This window comes from Pseudomonas protegens, assembly GCF_003732485.1.
Classification (GTDB): domain Bacteria; phylum Pseudomonadota; class Gammaproteobacteria; order Pseudomonadales; family Pseudomonadaceae; genus Aquipseudomonas; species Aquipseudomonas protegens_B.
Map to the genome: position 1 here is coordinate 2,925 of NZ_MOAK01000055.1, position 17,311 is coordinate 20,235.

The following is a 17,311-nucleotide window of genomic DNA, read 5'->3' on the forward strand; positions in this document are numbered from 1 at the left end:
CGCCGGCGTCGCCAGCCAGCTGTACCCGGGCCTGGGCCTGGTGCATGGCTGCCTGCGGGCCAGAGGGCTGGCGGCGGAAGTCGATGCGCTGTATGACGCCCTGCTGCGGGCCCTGCGCGAGTTTCTTGAGCCAGCCTGAGCCCCTACCGTTGGTCAGCCACCTTCAACCCTGATAGCGATTTATCGACGTTTCGCCCTTGACGGCAGAATGGCTTTTGCGGTTTCCTGAAACCGGTTTCAGCTCCACACTCGGAAGGACTGCAAACCGATAACTCCAAGAATAAGGTCGTCGCCCGTGAATCAGTTTTCCGCCGCCCAGCGCAGCCGCGTCACCATGCTCGATGTCGCCCGCCACGCCGGGGTCTCAAAGGCCAGCGTGTCGCGCTTTATCGGCGAAGACCGGGCCCTGCTCTCCGAGGCCATTGCCTTGCGCATCGAGCAGGCCATCAGCGCGCTGGGCTACCGCCCGAACCAGATGGCCCGCGGTCTGAAACGCGGGCGTACCCGCCTGATCGGCATGCTGGTGGCCGATATCCGCAACCCCTATTCGATTGCCGTGATGCATGGCGTGGAAACCGCCTGCCGCCAGCACGGCTACAGCCTGGTGGTGTGCAACACCGACCGTGACGATCAGCAGGAAGCCCAGCACCTGGCCAACCTGCGGGCCTACAACATCGAAGGCCTGATCGTGAACACCCTGGGTCATCACCTGGAGCAGTTGCTGGAGTTGCAGCAGGAAATGCCCATGGTCCTGGTGGACCGCAAGCTTGAATCACTGCACGCCGATCTGGTGGGCCTGGACAACCCGGCGGCGGTGCACAGCGCTGTCGAGCACCTGGAGCAACAGGGTTATCGCGACCTGTTGCTGGTCAGCGAACCCCATGACGGCACCAGCTCACGGCTCGAACGCAGCGCTGCCTTCCAGGACGAAGTTGCCCGGCGCCCGGCCTTGCGCGGCCAGTCACTGGAGACCGGCGAGGCCCTGGCCCGCCATCTGAAAGACTTTCTCGACGCTCCCGGCCCCGGCCCCAAGGCGCTGTTCTGCGCCAACGGCGTGGCGGCCCTGGCGGCGACCCGGGTCTTGCGTGAACTGCAGTGCCCCTTGTTCGAAGGCATCGGCCTGATCGCCCTCGACGACCTGGACTGGTACCCCCTGGTGGGCAGCGGCATCAGTGCCCTGGCCCAGCCCACCGAGGCCATAGGCACCGCCGCTTTCGAATGCCTGCTCAAGCGCCTGCGAGGTGATGCCGGCCCGGCGCGGGTGCTGGACTTTGCGGCGCAACTGATGGTTCGCGGCTCCACCCAAAAACACCCTGTGTAATCCCGAGACACCCTGCATCGCAGCGTGTCCGGGGTTTTCTCGAATAAAAATGAAACCGGTTTCAGAGGTCTGAAGCATGCATCAATCACCCGTCTCCATCAGCTTGTCCAGCTACGGCGCAGATCTGGTCCGCCAGCACGGCCAGGGCCATTTCATCGCCCTGGTGGCCGCCGCCGGCGCTTCGTGCATCGAATGGCGCGAAGAACTGCTGACCCACGAGAAACCCGAGGAGCTGGCCCGTAGTGCCCGGGAACAGGGTCTGGAAAGCGTATTTTCCTCGCCGCTGGAGCTGTGGCAGGCCAAGCACCGCGAACCCAATCCCGAACTGTCCGCCACCCTGCAACGGGCCCGGGCGTTCGGCGCCAAGCAGCTCAAAGTGTCCCTCGGCCACTTCACTGAACATCATGACCTGGACAGCCTGGCCAGCCTGTTGTCGGGCCAGCCCCTCGCCCTGTTGGTGGAAAACGACCAGACCGTCCACGGCGGGCGCATCGAGCCCTTCCAGCGTTTTTTCAACGCCGTGCAAGGCTGGAATCTGCCCCTGCGCATGACCTTCGATATCGGCAACTGGGAGTGGCAAGAGCAGTCGGCGCTTTCGGCCGCGCACTTGTTGGGCCGGCATGTGGACTACGTGCACTGCAAGGCGGTACGCCTGCGGGTCGACGGCAAGCGGGTGGCCCTACCGCCCGGCGCCCCGCAGTTGCAGCAGTGGGAACAACTGCTGCAGCACATGACTCAAGGTATTACCCGGGCAGTGGAGTATCCCCTGCAAGGCGCCGACCTGCTGCAGGTGACCACCGAGCAGGTCGATCTGTTGGCCCGCCTCGGCCAGTCGCGACTGGAGCCAGCCGATGTCTGAGATCGATATTCTGTCTTTCGGGGAAACCATGGCCATGTTCGTCGCCGAGCACAGCGGCGACCTGGCCCGAGTCGAGCACTTTCACAAACGCATTGCCGGGGCCGACAGCAACGTGGCCATCGGCCTGTCACGCCTGGGCTTCAAGGTGGCCTGGCTGAGCCGGGTCGGCAACGACTCCCTCGGGCGTTTCGTGCTCGACACCTTGCAGGCCGAAGGCCTGGACTGCCGCTTCGTGCGCTGTGACCCGCTGCACCCCACGGGCTTTCAGCTCAAGTCCCGGGAGGAAACCGGAGACGATCCACGGGTCGAGTACTTCCGCCGTGGTTCGGCCGCCAGCCACCTGAGCCTCGACGATCTGGCCCCGGCCCTGCTCCAGGCCCGCCATCTGCACGCCACCGGGATTCCCCCGGCGCTGTCGGAGTCGGCCCGGGAGCTGTCCGGCCACCTGATGCAGACCCAGCGCGCCAGCGGCCGCAGCGTGTCCTTCGACCCCAATCTGCGTCCCGGCCTGTGGGCCAGCGAGGCCCTGATGATCCGCGAGATCAACCGCCTCGCGGCCCTGGCCCACTGGGTGCTGCCGGGCTTGAGCGAAGGGCGCCTGCTCACCGGCCGTGACGACCCGGCGGACATCGCCGCCTTCTACCTGGACCAGGGCGCCGAAGCGGTGGTGATCAAGCTCGGTGCCCATGGCGCCTACTACCGCACGCAACTGGATGCCGGCTTCGTCGACGGCGTGCCGGTGACCCAGGTGGTGGACACCGTGGGGGCCGGCGATGCCTTCGCCGTGGGCCTGATCAGCGCCCTGCTGGAAAGCCGCAGCGTGACCGAGGCGGTGCAGCGGGCCAATTGGGTCGGCAGCCGCGCGGTACAAAGCCGCGGCGACATGGAAGGCCTGCCCAGACGCCACGAACTGCCGGACCAGGCACCGCCCCTGAAAACTGCCTGCGCCCTGTAGGAGCCGGCTTGCCAGCGAAGGCGCCCGCCAGGGCGATGCAAGGCTAAAGGGCCTCTTCGCCGGCAAGCCGGCTCCTACAACAGCATTGCGCATCCGAACCAAAACCAAGAACCACCTGTTGCGACAAAAACAACAAGCTCAGGAGAACTTTCATGGACACGCTCAAACTCGCCGCCCGCCGCTGGTGGTACATCATGCCCATCGTCTTCATCACCTACAGCCTGGCCTACCTGGACCGCGCCAACTACGGCTTCGCCGCCGCCTCCGGGATGGCCAATGACTTGCAGATCACCCCGGGGCTGTCATCGCTGCTGGGGGCGCTGTTCTTCCTCGGCTACTTCTTCTTCCAGGTGCCGGGGGCGATCTACGCGCAAAAACGCAGCGTGAAGAAACTGATCTTCGTCAGCCTGATTCTCTGGGGCGGGCTGGCCACCCTCACCGGCATCGTGTCCAACGCCTACATGCTGATCGCCATCCGTTTCATGCTCGGGGTGGTGGAGGCTGCGGTGATGCCGGCGATGCTGGTGTACCTGTGTCACTGGTTCACCCGGGCGGAGCGCTCCCGGGCCAACACCTTCCTGATCCTCGGCAACCCGGTGACCATGCTCTGGATGTCGGTGGTCTCGGGCTACCTGGTGGAGCACTTCAGCTGGCGCTGGATGTTCATCATCGAGGGCTTGCCGGCAGTGCTCTGGGCCTTTATCTGGTGGCGCCTGGCCGATGACCGGCCCAGCCAGGCCCAGTGGCTCAGCGCCCAGGAGAAGCAGGACCTGGAAAGCGCCCTGGCCGCCGAACAGCAAGGCATCAAGGCGGTGAAGAACTACGCCGAGGCCTTCCGCTCGCCCAAGGTGATCATCCTCGCGCTGCAGTTCTTCTGCTGGAGCATCGGGGTCTACGGTTTCGTCCTGTGGCTGCCGTCGATCCTCAAGCACGGTGCGCAAATGGACATGGTGGAGGCCGGCTGGCTCTCGGCCCTGCCCTATCTGGCGGCGGTGATCGCCATGCTCGTGGTGTCCTGGGGCTCGGACCGGACCCAGAAACGCAAGCGCTTCGTCTGGCCGCCGCTGCTGGTGGCCGCCATCGCTTTCTACGGGTCCTACCTGCTGGGGGCGGAACACTTCTGGTGGTCCTACAGCCTGCTGGTGATCGCCGGGGCCTGCATGTACGCGCCATACGGCCCGTTCTTCGCCATCGTTCCGGAGATTCTCCCGGCCAACGTCGCCGGCGGCGCCATGGCCCTGATCAACAGCATGGGCGCCCTGGGCTCCTTCGGCGGCTCCTACCTGGTGGGTTACCTGAACAGCGCCACCGGCTCGCCGGGAATGTCCTACCTGCTGATGAGCGGCGCCCTGTTGCTCTCGGTGCTGTTGACCCTGCTGCTCAACCCCGGTGCCAGTGCCCCCCAGGCCAAGCGCCTGCCCCTGCGTCGCCGTCTGGCCCACCCCTGAACTGCCACCGAGACCCTCATGAAAAAACACCTGGTGCTGTACAAGAAACTCTCGCCGTCGCTGATGGCCCGCCTGCAGGAACAGACCGAGGTCACCCTGATCGAGGACCTGGGCCCCACCGGCCTCAAGGCCTTGCGCCAGGCCCTGCCCAGCGCCGACGGCCTGCTGGGGGCGAGCCTGCGCCTGGACGCCGACCTGCTGGACCTGGCGCCGCGCCTGCAAGCGGTGGCCAGTGTCTCGGTGGGGGTCGACAACTACGACATCGACTACCTGACCCAACGCGGGATCCTGCTCAGCAACACTCCGGACGTGCTCACCGAAACCACCGCCGACACCGGCTTCGCCCTGATCCTGGCCACCGCCCGGCGCGTGGTGGAACTGGCCAACCTGGTTCGCGCCGGGCAATGGAACCGCAACATCGGCCCGCTGCATTTCGGCAGTGACGTGCACGGCAAGACCCTGGGCATCATCGGCATGGGCCGTATTGGCGAGGCGCTGGCCCAGCGTGGGCACTTCGGCTTCGGCATGCCGCTGATCTACCACAGCAACAGCCCCAAGCCGGCGGTGGAGCAACGCTTCAATGCCCGCTACCGGAGCCTGGAGCAACTGCTGCAAGAGGCCGACTTCGTTTGCCTGACCTTGCCGTTGACCGAGAAAACCCAAGGGCTGATTGGCCGTCGGGAGCTGGCGTTGATGCGCCCGGAGAGCATCTTCATCAATATTTCCCGGGGCAAGGTGGTGGACGAAGCGGCCTTGATCGAAGCCTTGCAGGAGCGACGGATACGGGGCGCCGGGCTGGACGTGTTCGAGCGCGAACCGCTGGATCACCGCTCACCGTTGCTGCAGTTGCCCCATGTGGTGGCCACTCCGCACATCGGTTCGGCCACCCACGAAACCCGCGAGGCCATGGCCCGCTGCGCGGTGGACAACCTGCTGGCGGCCCTGTCGGGGCAGCGCCCACCCAACCTGGTGAACACCGCCGCGTGGACCGCCAAGGCCCGGCAGGCCGGGTAACGGACTGACAACGACACACCGCCCCCGTGTAGGAGCTGGCTTGCCAGCGAACGCGCCCGCCAGAGCACCACAAGGCCCTCTGCGCCGGCAAGCCGGCTCCCACGGGAATATCGCGCGGTGTCGGGGCGACCGGAACGCCGCCCGGCCGGCGCCTACAGGTAGCGGGTTGGGGAGCGGCGTTCGAGGAGTTCGCCGGTGCAGCGGGCAATGCGCCGGCAGGCCTCGGCCAGGCGTTCGCAGTCCAGCACCAGGCCGATGCGAATGTGCCCCGCAGCGCTGGGGCCGAAGGCTTCACCGGCCAGTACCGAAACGCCGTGGTCTTCCAGCAGACGGTCGGCAAAGGCCTGGGCGTCGAGCCCGGTACGGCGTACATCCACCATGACGAACATGCCGCCATCCGGGCAGATCGGGGTCAGCCCCGGACACTGGCCCAGCAGCGTGCACACCAGGTCCCGGCGCCGACGGTACTCGTCGCGCATCTGCGCCAGTTCCGGCAGGTCGCTGTCCAGGGCCACCACCGCGGCGTTCTGCACAAAGTCCGGCAGGCCGTACAGCATGCACAGCGCCAGGTTGCTCAGGTGCCCGACCAGGGTCGGCGGGGCAATCACCCAGCCTACCCGCCAGCCACTCATGGCATGGGACTTGGACAGGCTGTTGATGGTGGCCGTGCGCTCGCCCATGCGCGGCAGGCTGCCGGGGCTCAAATGGCGGCCCTCGTACAGCAGGTCGCAATAGACCTCATCGGAAATCAGCCACAAGTCGTGGGCAAAGCACAGCCGCGCCAGGGCTTGCCAATCGTCGAGGGACAGGCTCGCGCCTGAAGGGTTGTTCGGGCTGTTGAGCAGCATGGCCCGGGTGCGCGGGGTGATCCGCTCCGCCATGTCCCGCGGATCGACGCGAAACCCCTGCTCGGCCCGCACCGGCACCGGCACGATGCGCGCCCCGCAGGCGCCGAACACGCCTTCGTAGGTGACATACATGGGCTCGGCCACCAGCACCTCGTCCCCGGGATTGAGCAGGCACTGGGCCACGGAAAACACCGCGCATTGGGCACCCGGCAACACCACCACGTGCTCGGCGTCGACAATCTGCCCGCTGCGCTGATGATGGCGACGGGCAATGCAGCTGCGCAACGCCAGGTTGCCGCGCACGTCCGAATAGTGGGTATCACCGGCCAGCAGGCTGTCGATCGCTGCCTGGACCACGGGCTTGGGGGTATCGAAATCCGGATCGCCGATGGTCAGCAGCAACACATCCCGCCCCTGCTCGCGCAGGGCCAGGGCCCGGTAGTGGATGTTCCAGGCTGCGGAACCTTCTCCGACAATCCGTTGGGTCAGGGCTGAATAGCGCATCGCTTTCTCCATGAAAGATGCTTCAGCCAAAACCCTAGGTGCTGGCGGGGCACTCGTCGAGCGCCCCGCCCCACCGTTCGCGCCCTTAAACCACGAAGCGCGCCACCATGGCGTTGAGATCCACCGCCAGGCGCGACAGTTCATGGCTGGCGGCGCTGGTCTGGTTGGCTCCGGCCGCCGACTGGGTGGCCAGGTCGCGGATGTTCACCAGGTTGCGGTCCACCTCGCGGGACACCTGGGCCTGCTCTTCCGAGGCACTGGCGATCACCAGGTTGCGTTCGTTGATCTGGTTGATGGACTCGGCGATCTGCTCCAGGGACACGCCAGCGGCGCGGGCCAGTTCCAGGGTGCTCTGGGTCCGCTGATTGCTCTGCTGCATGGACTCCACCGCCTCGCCGGTGCCGTTCTGGATACCGGCCACCATCTTCTCGATTTCCTGGGTCGACTGGGCGGTGCGATGGGCCAGGGCCCGAACCTCATCGGCCACCACGGCAAAGCCGCGCCCGGCCTCGCCGGCACGGGCCGCTTCGATGGCGGCGTTGAGCGCCAGCAGGTTGGTCTGCTCGGCGATGGCGCGAATCACGTCCAGCACCTTGCCAATGTCCCGGCCCTGGGTCGCCAGGCCTTCGATCATCACCGAGGTGTTTTGCACGTCGTGGGCCATGGTCTGGATTGCCTCGACAGTCTGCACCACACGGTCGCGGCCTTCACGGGCAGCCTGGGTCGACTGCTGGGAAGCCTCGGAGGTGGACACCGCGTTACGCGCCACCTCTTCCACCGCCGCGGTCATTTCGTTGACTGCGGTGGCGGCCTGTTCGATCTCGGTGTTCTGCTGCTGCACGCCGCGAGAGGCTTCCTCGGTCACCGCGCTGAGTTCTTCCGAGGCCGAAGCCAGCTGGGTCGCCGAGCCGGCGATCTGCTCGATGGTGCGGCGCAGGCTGGCCTGCATTTCCGCCAGGGCACGCAACAGGCGCGCCGGTTCGTCCTTGCCGTCAACCTCGATGGCCTGGCGCAGGTTGCCGCCGGCGATCACCTCGGCGGCGTTGAGCGCCTTGTTCAGGGGGGTGACGATGCTGCGGGTCAACAGCAGCGCCAGCACGATGGTCAGCAACGCCGCAATCAGCGCGACGATGACGATCCCGGCGATGGCACTGTTGTAATGCTCGCCGGCCGCCTTGGAGGCACTCTTGGCATCCGCGGCATTGATCGCGATGAGCTTGTTCAACTGCTCGCCCATCTGGTCGGTGCCGTCCTTGATCCGGGTGTTGATCAGGGTGCGCAGCTCTTCCAGCTTGTCCTGGCGTGACAGTTCGAGCATCTCCTTCTGCGCCTGCAGGTAGTTGTCCAGGGTCGCGCTGAAGGTCTTGTACAGTGCCACTTCCTCCGGGCCCGCCGGCAAGGCCGCGTAGCTGGCCTGGGCCTGCTTGGCCTTGTCCACCAGCACGCCGATGCGAGTCTGGGCTTCGGCAAGGCCGGCCGGCTCGCGGTTCACCAACACGCGAAATGACAGAATCCGCAGGCGCAGGACGTTCTCGGTCAGGTTGCCGAGGTAACCGACGCTGGGCAGCTGATTGCTTTCCATTTCCAGGGACGCGTCGCGGATGATCGACATGCGGTTCACCGCAAACACGCCCAGTACCATGACCAGCAAGGCAATAAAGGCAAAACCGAGGAAAGCACGCGGGGCGATATTCAGGTTACGCAAGGACATAGGACGAGTCTCGAAGGAGAACGGGGCGGCGAGCATCCATGCCCTTGATCCGCCGACGCATCAGGGCTGCATCGACGTGGGACGCCATGGAAACAGCGTCCATGGGCCTATCAGAGATATCGGCCGAACTTGAGCTTTCATCTGGCTGATTGGCAAAAATATTTCGAAATGCGACCCCTGTTTCAGGACTGATACAACACAACGCGAAGTGAATCGATAAAGCAGTCAGCCGCTGCCCCGGAGCCGTCTCCGGTGCCCCAACCCGAGAGCGCCAATGCGCCCTATGAAAAGTGCAATTCATTCGCCGTAAAAGCCATTTTTTCAGCGCCCGTCCCTGCCCATCATGGCCCCAGTCAATAAAAACAACGCCGAGACTGGATATGAAACCCGAAGACTTTCGTGCCGCAACCAACCGCCCGCTGACCGGTGCCGAATACCTGGCCAGCCTGCGCGACGACCGTGAAATCTACATCTATGGCGACCGGGTCAAGGACGTCACCACCCACCCGGCCTTCCGCAACTCGGCGGCCTCCATGGCCCGCCTGTACGACGCCCTGCACGACCCGGCCACCAAGGAACAGCTGTGCTGGGACACCGACACCGGCAACGGCGGCTACACCCACAAGTTCTTCCGCTCGGCGAAAAGCCCCGATGAACTGCGCCAGCAGCGCGATGCCATCGCCGACTGGTCGCGCCTGACCTATGGCTGGATGGGCCGCAGCCCCGACTACAAGGCCGCCTTCGGCAGTGCCCTGGGGGCCAACCCGGAGTTCTACGGGCGCTTCGAAGGTAACGCCCGCACCTGGTACAAGCGCATCCAGGAAGCCTGCCTCTACCTCAACCACGCCATCGTCAATCCGCCCATCGACCGCGACAAGCCGGTGGATCAGGTCAAGGACGTGTTCATCTCGGTGGACGAGGAAGTCGAGGGCGGGATCATCGTCAGCGGCGCCAAGGTGGTGGCCACCAACTCGGCCCTGACCCACTACAACTTCGTCGGCCAGGGCTCGGCCCAGCTGCTGGGGGACAACACCGACTTCGCCCTGATGTTCATCGCGCCGATGAACACCCGGGGCATGAAGCTGATCTGCCGCCCTTCCTACGAATTGCAGGCCGGCATGACCGGCTCGCCCTTCGACTACCCGCTGTCCAGCCGCTTCGACGAGAACGACGCGATCCTGATCATGGACAAGGTGTTCATCCCCTGGGAGAACGTGCTGATCTACCGTGACTTCGAGCGCTGCCGCCAGTGGTTCCCGCAAGGTGGTTTTGGCCGGTTGTTCCCGATGCAGGGCTGCACCCGGCTGGCGGTGAAGCTGGACTTCATCACCGGGTTGCTGGTCAAGGCCCTGCAGTGCACCGGCTCCCTGGAGTTTCGCGGGGTCCAGGCCCAAGTCGGCGAAGTGGTGGCCTGGCGCAACCTGTTCTGGTCGCTGACCGACGCGATGCACGGCAACGCCAGCGAATGGATGAACGGCGTCTACCTGCCCAGCACCCAGGCGCTGCAGGCTTACCGGGTCCTGGCGCCCCAGGCCTACACCGACATCAAGAAGATCATCGAGCAAGTGGTGGCCAGCGGGCTGATCTACCTGCCCTCCGGCTCCCGCGACCTCAAGGACCCGGTGCTCAACCAGTACCTCGGCACCTACTGCCGCGGTTCGGGAGGCATGGGCCACGAAGAGCGGATCAAGATCCTCAAACTGCTCTGGGACGCCATCGGCACCGAGTTCGGCGGCCGCCACGAGCTGTACGAGATCAACTACGCCGGCAGCAAGGACGAGATCCGCATGCAGTGCCTGCGCCATGCCCAGGCCAGCGGCTCGATGAAGGCCATGACCGACCTGGTGGACAAATGCCTCGGCGACTACGACCTCGACGGCTGGACCGTGCCGCACCTGAGCAACCCGGATGACATCAACATGCTGGACCGCATCCGCCAATAGCCAACGGAAAAGGCCAATGTCCACCTGTTGTCGTAGGAGCTGGCTTGCCAGCGAAAGCGCCCGCCAGAGCACTACAAGGCCCTCTTCGTCGGCAAGCTGGCTCCTGCAGCGCAATGCCCTGCGTCCATGAGGAATTCGTCATGTCTGTACTCGATCCCAAGCAACTCGCCTTCCGCAACGCCATGGCCCACATGACCGCGGCGGTCAACGTCATCACCAGCAACGGCCCCGCCGGCCGTTGCGGCATCACCGCCACCGCGGTCTGCTCGGTCACCGACAGCCCGCCAACGCTGATGGTCTGCGTCAACCGCAACAGCGCCCTGAACCCGGTGTTCAAGGGCAACGGCCATTTGTGCATCAACGTCCTCAGCGGCGAACACGAGGAAGTGGCCCGGCATTTTGCCGGCATGACCGGAGTGGCCATGGACCAGCGCTTCGGCCTGCACCCCTGGCGCGACGGTCTGCAGGCCCTGCCGGTGCTGGACGGCGCCCTGGCCAGCCTCCAGGGACGCATCACCGAGGTCCAGGAAATCGGCACCCACTCGGTGATGCTGGTGGAGCTGGATGAAATCAGCGTGCGCGAGCAAGGCGACTCACTGGTGTATTTCAGCCGTTGCTTCCATCGCCTGCAGCGCCCTGGCCAGGCTGCCTGAACACCTCCCAGCCCTGGCTAGGATTCAAGGGGGTCCGGCTGATGCAGGCCGAAGCACACGCCCTGGGGATCGTGGCACTGGCAGAACCGACCGAAACCGGGTTCGTGGGGACTGATGTCACCGGCCTGCCCCCCCAGAGCCCGGACCCGGGACACGCTGTCGGCCATGTCGCTGACCCGGAAATACACGACCATGCGCGACTGCGGATCGTCGCCATGGACGCCGACCCGGATCGAGGGCGTCTGCAACCAGGCCTCCTCCGTTGCACCTAACCGCTGCGGCGACCAGTCGAACAGGCGCTGGAAAAAAACCAGCGACTGCGGAGCGTCGGCAACCCCGATTTCCACATGAGAAAGACTACCTGGCATACATCCTCCACGTTCACAGAGACAGAGCTGTCACTGTCCGCTGCAAAGGCTCGGCGGGTCTTGAATAAAACTGACCGGGTCACTCAATTCTCCCGGCCTTCGAGCAACGATGCCGGTTTGCCAGGAATATCGGCCCAGCCGCTTCGGGCATAGGCTCCCGGGGAGCAGCCGGCGAATGCCTGGAACTCCCGGGTGAAGTGGCTCTGGTCGCTGTAGCCGCACAGCACCGCAACCTGCACCAGCTCCAGCGCCGGTAGCGATTCCAGCAACTGCTGGGCGCGAGCAAAACGAATATGCCGGGCGCAGGCCTTGGGCCCTTGTCCCAGATGGGCCTTGAAGCGACTGGCGAAATGCCGTCCGCTGCAGCCGGCCTGCTGACTCAGATCACCGATCGAGGTACCGCCAGCGCTTCGCTGCAGTTCCTCCCAGGCCCGACGCAGCATCTCGGGTACCTCACGGCGCGAGTTCTGCAAACGCTCGGCAAGAAAGGTTTCGACCCGCTGCAATCGACTCGTCCAGCAAAGGCTTTCTTCCAGTGCCTCGACCAACAAGCAAACCGACCTGCCCCACAGTTCCCGCAGATCCAGCCAAGGGCTGGCAAGCACTTGGCCATCGCCCTGAAACAGGCGGTACGCGGCCCAGGGCGGTAGCTCCACCTCGATGCATGAATGCACACCGCTCTGCTCGACGATCACCGGAGCTGCCGGGCGGCTCACCACGAACGCCTGACACCACTCCTCGCGTCCATTGGCGGCGAGCCCGTAGGGGGACGCCAGCCCGATGACCAGCTTGACCTGTGGCTGCGCGACCTCAAGCCGCCGCACGGTGCCCGGCAGTGTCTCGCTGAAGCCGTACAAGCGACCGCCCCAGGGCCGCAGCCTGATGGCATCAAACCCTGTGACGCAGTGCGAAACAGAGAAAGGCTGCATTGACATCGAACTCACTCCCAATAGTGATCACGGTTTTACCAGCTGAAGCATAAGCGACCCGCGCCGCTGGGCCATGGGCCACCTCCTGCATCTGTAGGATGGCGGTGGCCGGCCAAGCCATCGATACTCGCACCAGGCCCTGCCCACGTCCCTCCGGCGTAACGGTCCTCAACCACTTCCGTGACGAAAACAATAACAACGTCGCACAGAGGTACAGACCCATGAACCGACCCGATCATGCTCCGGCCAGCCTGTTGCAGGCCTTCAGCGAGCTGACCCTGGAACTGCAGCAACTGGCGCAGAACAAGGACATCGAAAACCTGCACCAGCATGCCCTGGCGCGCATCAGCAAACTCTTGCCTTTCGACAGTGCCTGGTGGGGCCGTGCCGCACTGATCGACGGCTTGCCGGATGAACACAGCTGCTACCTGTACCGCCTGCCACCGAGCTACCTGCCGGACTGGCAATCGATCCGCCACACCGATGTCACCGTCAGCCGGGTCCACGAGGTGCCGGGACGGGCGGTAATCGTCAACATGGCCGATCCGCACAGCGGCCCAGGCCTCAACTGGCTGAGCCGGCTCTACAACATCAGCGAGCTACTGTGCGTGGTGCACATCGATCCCCACACCCAACTGAGCAACCACCTGGCCCTGTACCGTTCCCCCGGCGCCCCGGCCTTCACCCAGGACGACTGCCATGTGCTGAACAACCTGATGCTGCACCTGGTGGCAGCGGTATCGGCCAATCAGATCCGTACCCTGGTGGCCATGCGCGAGAAGCTCACCCGCCCGCGCAACCTGGCCCTGGCGGTGTGCGACCAGCGCGGTGTGCTGCAGTGCGCCGAGCGCGGTTTTGTCGATCTGCTGCTCCATGAATGGCCGCAGTGGAACGGTCCGCAACTGCCCATGGCCCTGGACAGCAACGGCTGCGAAGGCAAGCGCCTGCAGATCGACTGCTCGGCGGTGGGCGACCTGTACCTGCTGGCCGCCCGCAGCCGCAGCCTTCTGCCCAAACTCAGCCCCCGGGAAAACGCCGTCGCCCAGTGCTTCGGCGATGGCAAGACCTACAAGGAAGTGGCCCGGGACCTGGGCATGTCGCCCAACACCGTGCGCCATCACATTCGCGCCATCTACAGCAAGCTCGGGGTCAAGGACAAGGCGCGCATCGCCCAGTTGCTCCATGCCCCGCCCAACTGACTCCAGCCCCTGACCAGCGCTGATTTGCGCCGTCGTGTTTGACGGCCACGGGCAGCCTTTGCCTTTTTTTTTGCCCCACTGCCGTGTGCCGGCGAGCCCTTCGCCGAACAATAACTCCAACAAGAGACGCACCGCCCATGACAAGGCTCCCTACCCGCACCACCCTGGCCGTGGCTGGCACCCTGGCCAGCCTGTCGCTCAACGCCGCGGACCTCAACGCCCGGGACTTCTTCGCCGCCCCCGTGGGCACCAGCCTGGGGGTGCTGTACCTCCCGGCCACCCGCGCCGGCGACTTTCACGGCCCGGCCGACAGCACCGGCAAGGCCGAGCTGCGGGTCAATGCCATGGCCTACCGCCAAGTGTTCTTCAGCGACCTGTGCGGCACCCTTTGCACCCCACAGTTCATCGTGCCCTTGGCCGACATCAACGCCCGTTTGCCCGGCGCCGAACGCCATACCGGGGAAAGCGGCTTCGGCGATCCCCAGGTGGGGGGCACGCTGTTTTTCATCAACCAGCCGCAAACCCGCACCTACAGCGGCCTGTTGACCCTGATCACGCTGCCGGTGGGCGAGTACCACAGCCGCAACCCGGACGTCTCCCCGGGGGCCAATCGCTGGGGCGCGACCTTTGTCTACAACTACACCCAGGGCCTGGGGGAAAAATGGGTGCTGGAGGCCAACCTCGAAGCCCAGTTGTACGGCACCAACGACGACTATTTCGGCAGCGACCTGAAGCAGGACCCGCTCTATCGCCTGCAAGCCTTCGCCTCCTACGACTTCACCCCAAGCACCTATGGCGCCCTGCGCCTGATCCACGCCGATGGCGGCGAACTGCGGATCAACGACCGACGTATCGACGACACCCACAAGCGCTACACCCAGGCCGGATTCGAGGTCGGGCACTGGCTGGACAAGCACAACCAGCTGATGTTCAGCCTGTCGCAGAACGTCGCCACCGATAACGGCTTTGCCGGCACCGACGCCCTGCTGCGCCTGGTCCACGTGTTCTGAACCCCTTGCCTTTGGAGCCTGTCCATGAACACCCAGAACCCCGTTTTGAGCGCCACCGAGCAAGCCACCCGCCAACCCCTGGGGCTGCTGGCAGCCATCGTGCTGTTCGCCGCCATCACTCCCGCCGTGCTGCTGATGGCCCCGGCCATCGCCGCCCAACTGGCCAGCCAGTGGCACTTGAGCCCGACGCAGATCGGCGACCTGTTCTCCGCCGAACTGGGGGCCATGAGCCTGGCCACGTTGCCGGCCATCTGGTGGCTGAAACACATCGACTGGCGCCGCGCGGCACTGTGCAGTGCGCTGCTGTTCATCTGCGCCAACCTGCTGTCGATGCTGGCCCATGACTATGCGCTGCTGTTGATGGCGCGCATCTGCAGTGCCCTGGCCGGCGGCTCGCTGATGATCATCTGCCTGGCCAGCGCCGCCGCCAGCCCCAACCCCAGCCGAGCCTACGGTTTCTGGGTGATGGGCCAGCTGGTGCTGGGCGCGGTCGGCCTGAGCCTGTTGCCAATGCTCTTCGAGCGCTTTGGCCTGGGGACCTGCTACCTGATCCTGGCGCTGCTGATGAGCCTGTGCCTGCCCCTGGCCCGTTGTTTTCCAGCAGGCGCTGCGCGCCCGGCCGCCGACGCCCCGCAAGCTCCAGCGATCTCCTGGCTCAAGGCGAGCCTGGGAATTCTCGGCATCCTCACCTTCTACATCAGCCTCAGCGGGGTCTGGACCTTCATCGGTTCCATCGGCAGCCAGTCCGGCCTCTCGGCGCAGACCAACGGCGACATTCTGGCCATCGCCACCCTGATGGGCATAGTCGGCGCACTGTGCGCCACTCTGTTCGGCGACCGCCTGCCCCGCAATGCTCTGCTCCTGCTGGGCTACGGCCTGATGGCGGGCTCGGTGCTGCTGCTTCTGGGGCAGCCGCAACTGGCGCGCTTCGCGCTGGCGGCGCTGGTGTTCAAGTTCACCTGGACCTTCATCCTGCCGCTGATCCTGGCACGCATGGCACAGATGGATCGCAGCGGCCGACTGATGAACGCCTCCAACCTGGTGATCAGCGCCGGCCTGGCCATAGGCCCGACCCTCGCCGGACGCCTGATCGAAAGCAGCGGCGGCTTCCAGGGACTGCTGCTGGGGGGCGCCGCCATCACCCTGCTGTCCCTGGCGCTGGTACTCAGCTGCCGCCCCACCCTGCAGGCCCCTTCTCACCCCCAGGGGCGATGACTGCCACCGCGCAGCAGCACCGCGCCCTTGAACACCCCTTCCCTTGAAAAATGGATGTCACCATGACCTGTAGAACCGCTTTTTTCTTTGATGAGCTCACCCTGTGGCACAGCGGCGGCCCCCACGTCCTGACACTCCCGGTAGGCGGCTGGGTCCAACCGCCGTCTGCCGCCGGGCACGCCGAATCACCGGAAACCAAGCGCCGTTTGAAAAGCCTGATGGATGTCTCCGGCCTGACCCGACAGTTGCACCTGCGCAGCGCCGCAGCGGCCACCGAAGACGACCTGCTGCGGGTCCACAGTGCTGCCTACCTGCAACGTTTCAAGACCTTGAGCGACGCCGGTGGTGGTCACCTCGGCGACGAGGCGCCGGTGGGCCCGGGCAGCTATGAAATCGCCCAGCTGTCCGCCGGGCTGGCCATGGCCGCCGTGGACGCCGTGCTCAGCGGCGAAGCCGATAACGCCTATTCCCTGTCCCGTCCACCGGGACACCACTGCACTCGCGACCAGGCCATGGGCTTCTGTTTCCTGGCCAACATCGCCATCGCCATCGAGGCCGCCAAGGTCCGTCATGGACTGGGCAAGGTAGCGGTCATCGACTGGGACGTGCACCACGGCAACGGCACCCAGTCGATCTACGAGGAACGGGCCGATGTGCTGACCCTGTCCCTGCACCAGGACGGCTGCTTCCCGCCGGGTTACGGCGGTGAGCAGGACCGTGGCCGCGGCGCCGGCCTGGGCTGCAACATCAACGTCCCGCTGCTGCCCGGTGGTGGCCATGACGCCTACCTGTACGCCATGCAGCGCATCGTGGTGCCGGCCCTGGAACGCTTCGAACCCGAGCTGATCATCGTCGCCTGCGGCTACGACGCCAACGCTGTGGACCCATTGGCGCGGATGCTGCTGCACAGCGACTCCTTCCGCGAGATGACCCAATGCCTGCGAGACACCGCCGAGCGCCTGTGCGCCGGACGCCTGGTGCTGGTACATGAAGGTGGCTACTCCGAGGCCTATGTGCCCTTCTGTGGACTGGCCACCCTGGAAGCCCTGTCGGGCGTGCGCACCGCTGTTGACGACCCGATGCTGGCCTTCGTGCGTCAGCAGCAACCCAAGGAAGCCTTCGCGATCTTCCAGCGCCAGTTGCTGGACCGCCAGGCCGAGGCCATCGAGGCCGCCGCTCGCTAAATGCCCCTCGCAATCGTGGCCGATGATCATCGGTCGCCACCTGTCCGGCTGCGCCCGTCGCCGGACAATCAGCCTCACGGGCGTCCTTAGCCTCTTCGCCGGCAAGCCGGCTCCTACGATCGCGCTGTAGGAGCCGGCTTGCCGGCGAAG

15 protein-coding genes and 1 pseudogene are annotated in these 17,311 nt (G+C 65.4%); 12 read left to right on the forward strand and 4 right to left on the reverse strand.

What is annotated here, in order from left to right; genetic code table 11:
• The 6 genes and pseudogenes from BLX41_RS35390 to BLX41_RS14510 all read left to right on the forward strand — a co-directional run.
• Positions 1-139 (forward strand): annotated as a pseudogene (locus tag BLX41_RS35390) (alpha/beta hydrolase); the annotation flags it as partial.
• A 156-nt stretch (positions 140-295) separates the two neighbouring features.
• Positions 296-1,321 (forward strand): LacI family DNA-binding transcriptional regulator, encoded by a 1,026-nt coding sequence (locus tag BLX41_RS14490; protein WP_123725446.1) that lies wholly within the window; start codon positions 296-298, stop codon positions 1,319-1,321.
• A gap of 76 nt (positions 1,322-1,397) precedes the next feature.
• Positions 1,398-2,180, forward strand: coding sequence for a sugar phosphate isomerase/epimerase family protein (locus BLX41_RS14495; protein WP_123725447.1), 783 nt, complete (start codon positions 1,398-1,400; stop codon positions 2,178-2,180).
• Positions 2,173-3,135: a sugar kinase gene (locus BLX41_RS14500; RefSeq protein ID WP_123725448.1), complete on the forward strand. Its 963-nt coding sequence runs from the start codon at positions 2,173-2,175 to the stop codon at positions 3,133-3,135. The genes BLX41_RS14495 and BLX41_RS14500 overlap by 8 nt, the downstream gene beginning before the upstream one ends.
• A gap of 152 nt (positions 3,136-3,287) precedes the next feature.
• Complete coding sequence (locus tag BLX41_RS14505; protein ID WP_123725449.1) at positions 3,288-4,583, forward strand: MFS transporter; 1,296 nt, start codon at positions 3,288-3,290, stop codon at positions 4,581-4,583.
• A gap of 18 nt (positions 4,584-4,601) precedes the next feature.
• Positions 4,602-5,597, forward strand: a complete 996-nt coding sequence (locus BLX41_RS14510) for a 2-hydroxyacid dehydrogenase (protein WP_123725450.1) — start codon at positions 4,602-4,604, stop codon at positions 5,595-5,597.
• Positions 5,598-5,749: 152 nt separating this feature from the next.
• Here the strand turns inward: BLX41_RS14510 and BLX41_RS14515 are convergent, their stop codons facing one another.
• Complete coding sequence (locus BLX41_RS14515; RefSeq protein ID WP_123725451.1) at positions 5,750-6,949, reverse strand: pyridoxal phosphate-dependent aminotransferase; 1,200 nt, start codon at positions 6,947-6,949, stop codon at positions 5,750-5,752.
• Between the two features lie 85 nt (positions 6,950-7,034).
• Positions 7,035-8,660 (reverse strand): methyl-accepting chemotaxis protein, encoded by a 1,626-nt coding sequence (locus BLX41_RS37550; RefSeq protein ID WP_123725452.1) that lies wholly within the window; start codon positions 8,658-8,660, stop codon positions 7,035-7,037.
• Positions 8,661-9,040: 380 nt separating this feature from the next.
• Here BLX41_RS37550 and hpaB point away from each other — a divergent pair, with 380 nt between their 5' ends.
• Together hpaB and hpaC are read left to right on the forward strand one after the other, a co-directional pair.
• Complete coding sequence (gene hpaB, locus BLX41_RS14525) at positions 9,041-10,603, forward strand: 4-hydroxyphenylacetate 3-monooxygenase, oxygenase component (protein WP_123725453.1); 1,563 nt, start codon at positions 9,041-9,043, stop codon at positions 10,601-10,603.
• 140 nt (positions 10,604-10,743) lie between these two features.
• Positions 10,744-11,256, forward strand: coding sequence for a 4-hydroxyphenylacetate 3-monooxygenase, reductase component (gene hpaC / locus BLX41_RS14530; protein WP_123725454.1), 513 nt, complete (start codon positions 10,744-10,746; stop codon positions 11,254-11,256).
• Between the two features lie 17 nt (positions 11,257-11,273).
• Here the strand turns inward: hpaC and BLX41_RS14535 are convergent, their stop codons facing one another.
• Both BLX41_RS14535 and BLX41_RS14540 read right to left on the reverse strand, forming a co-directional pair.
• Positions 11,274-11,624 carry a VOC family protein gene (locus BLX41_RS14535; protein WP_123725455.1) on the reverse strand — a complete coding sequence of 117 codons (351 nt, stop codon included), beginning with the start codon at positions 11,622-11,624 and terminating at the stop codon, positions 11,274-11,276.
• Between the two features lie 83 nt (positions 11,625-11,707).
• Entirely contained in the window at positions 11,708-12,559 is an 852-nt protein-coding gene (locus BLX41_RS14540) for a helix-turn-helix domain-containing protein (RefSeq protein ID WP_123725456.1), read from the reverse strand.
• Positions 12,560-12,774: 215 nt separating this feature from the next.
• Here BLX41_RS14540 and BLX41_RS14545 point away from each other — a divergent pair, with 215 nt between their 5' ends.
• The 4 genes from BLX41_RS14545 (at position 12,775) to BLX41_RS14560 (ending at position 17,161) form a co-directional block, all read left to right on the forward strand.
• Positions 12,775-13,752, forward strand: a complete 978-nt coding sequence (locus tag BLX41_RS14545; RefSeq protein ID WP_123725457.1) for a helix-turn-helix transcriptional regulator — start codon at positions 12,775-12,777, stop codon at positions 13,750-13,752.
• A gap of 137 nt (positions 13,753-13,889) precedes the next feature.
• Complete coding sequence (locus BLX41_RS14550; protein ID WP_123725458.1) at positions 13,890-14,762, forward strand: transporter; 873 nt, start codon at positions 13,890-13,892, stop codon at positions 14,760-14,762.
• A gap of 24 nt (positions 14,763-14,786) precedes the next feature.
• Positions 14,787-15,977 carry an MFS transporter gene (locus tag BLX41_RS14555; protein WP_123725459.1) on the forward strand — a complete coding sequence of 397 codons (1,191 nt, stop codon included), beginning with the start codon at positions 14,787-14,789 and terminating at the stop codon, positions 15,975-15,977.
• A gap of 62 nt (positions 15,978-16,039) precedes the next feature.
• Positions 16,040-17,161 (forward strand): class II histone deacetylase, encoded by a 1,122-nt coding sequence (locus tag BLX41_RS14560; RefSeq protein WP_185073569.1) that lies wholly within the window; start codon positions 16,040-16,042, stop codon positions 17,159-17,161.
• The last annotated feature ends 150 nt before the right edge of the window (positions 17,162-17,311 follow it).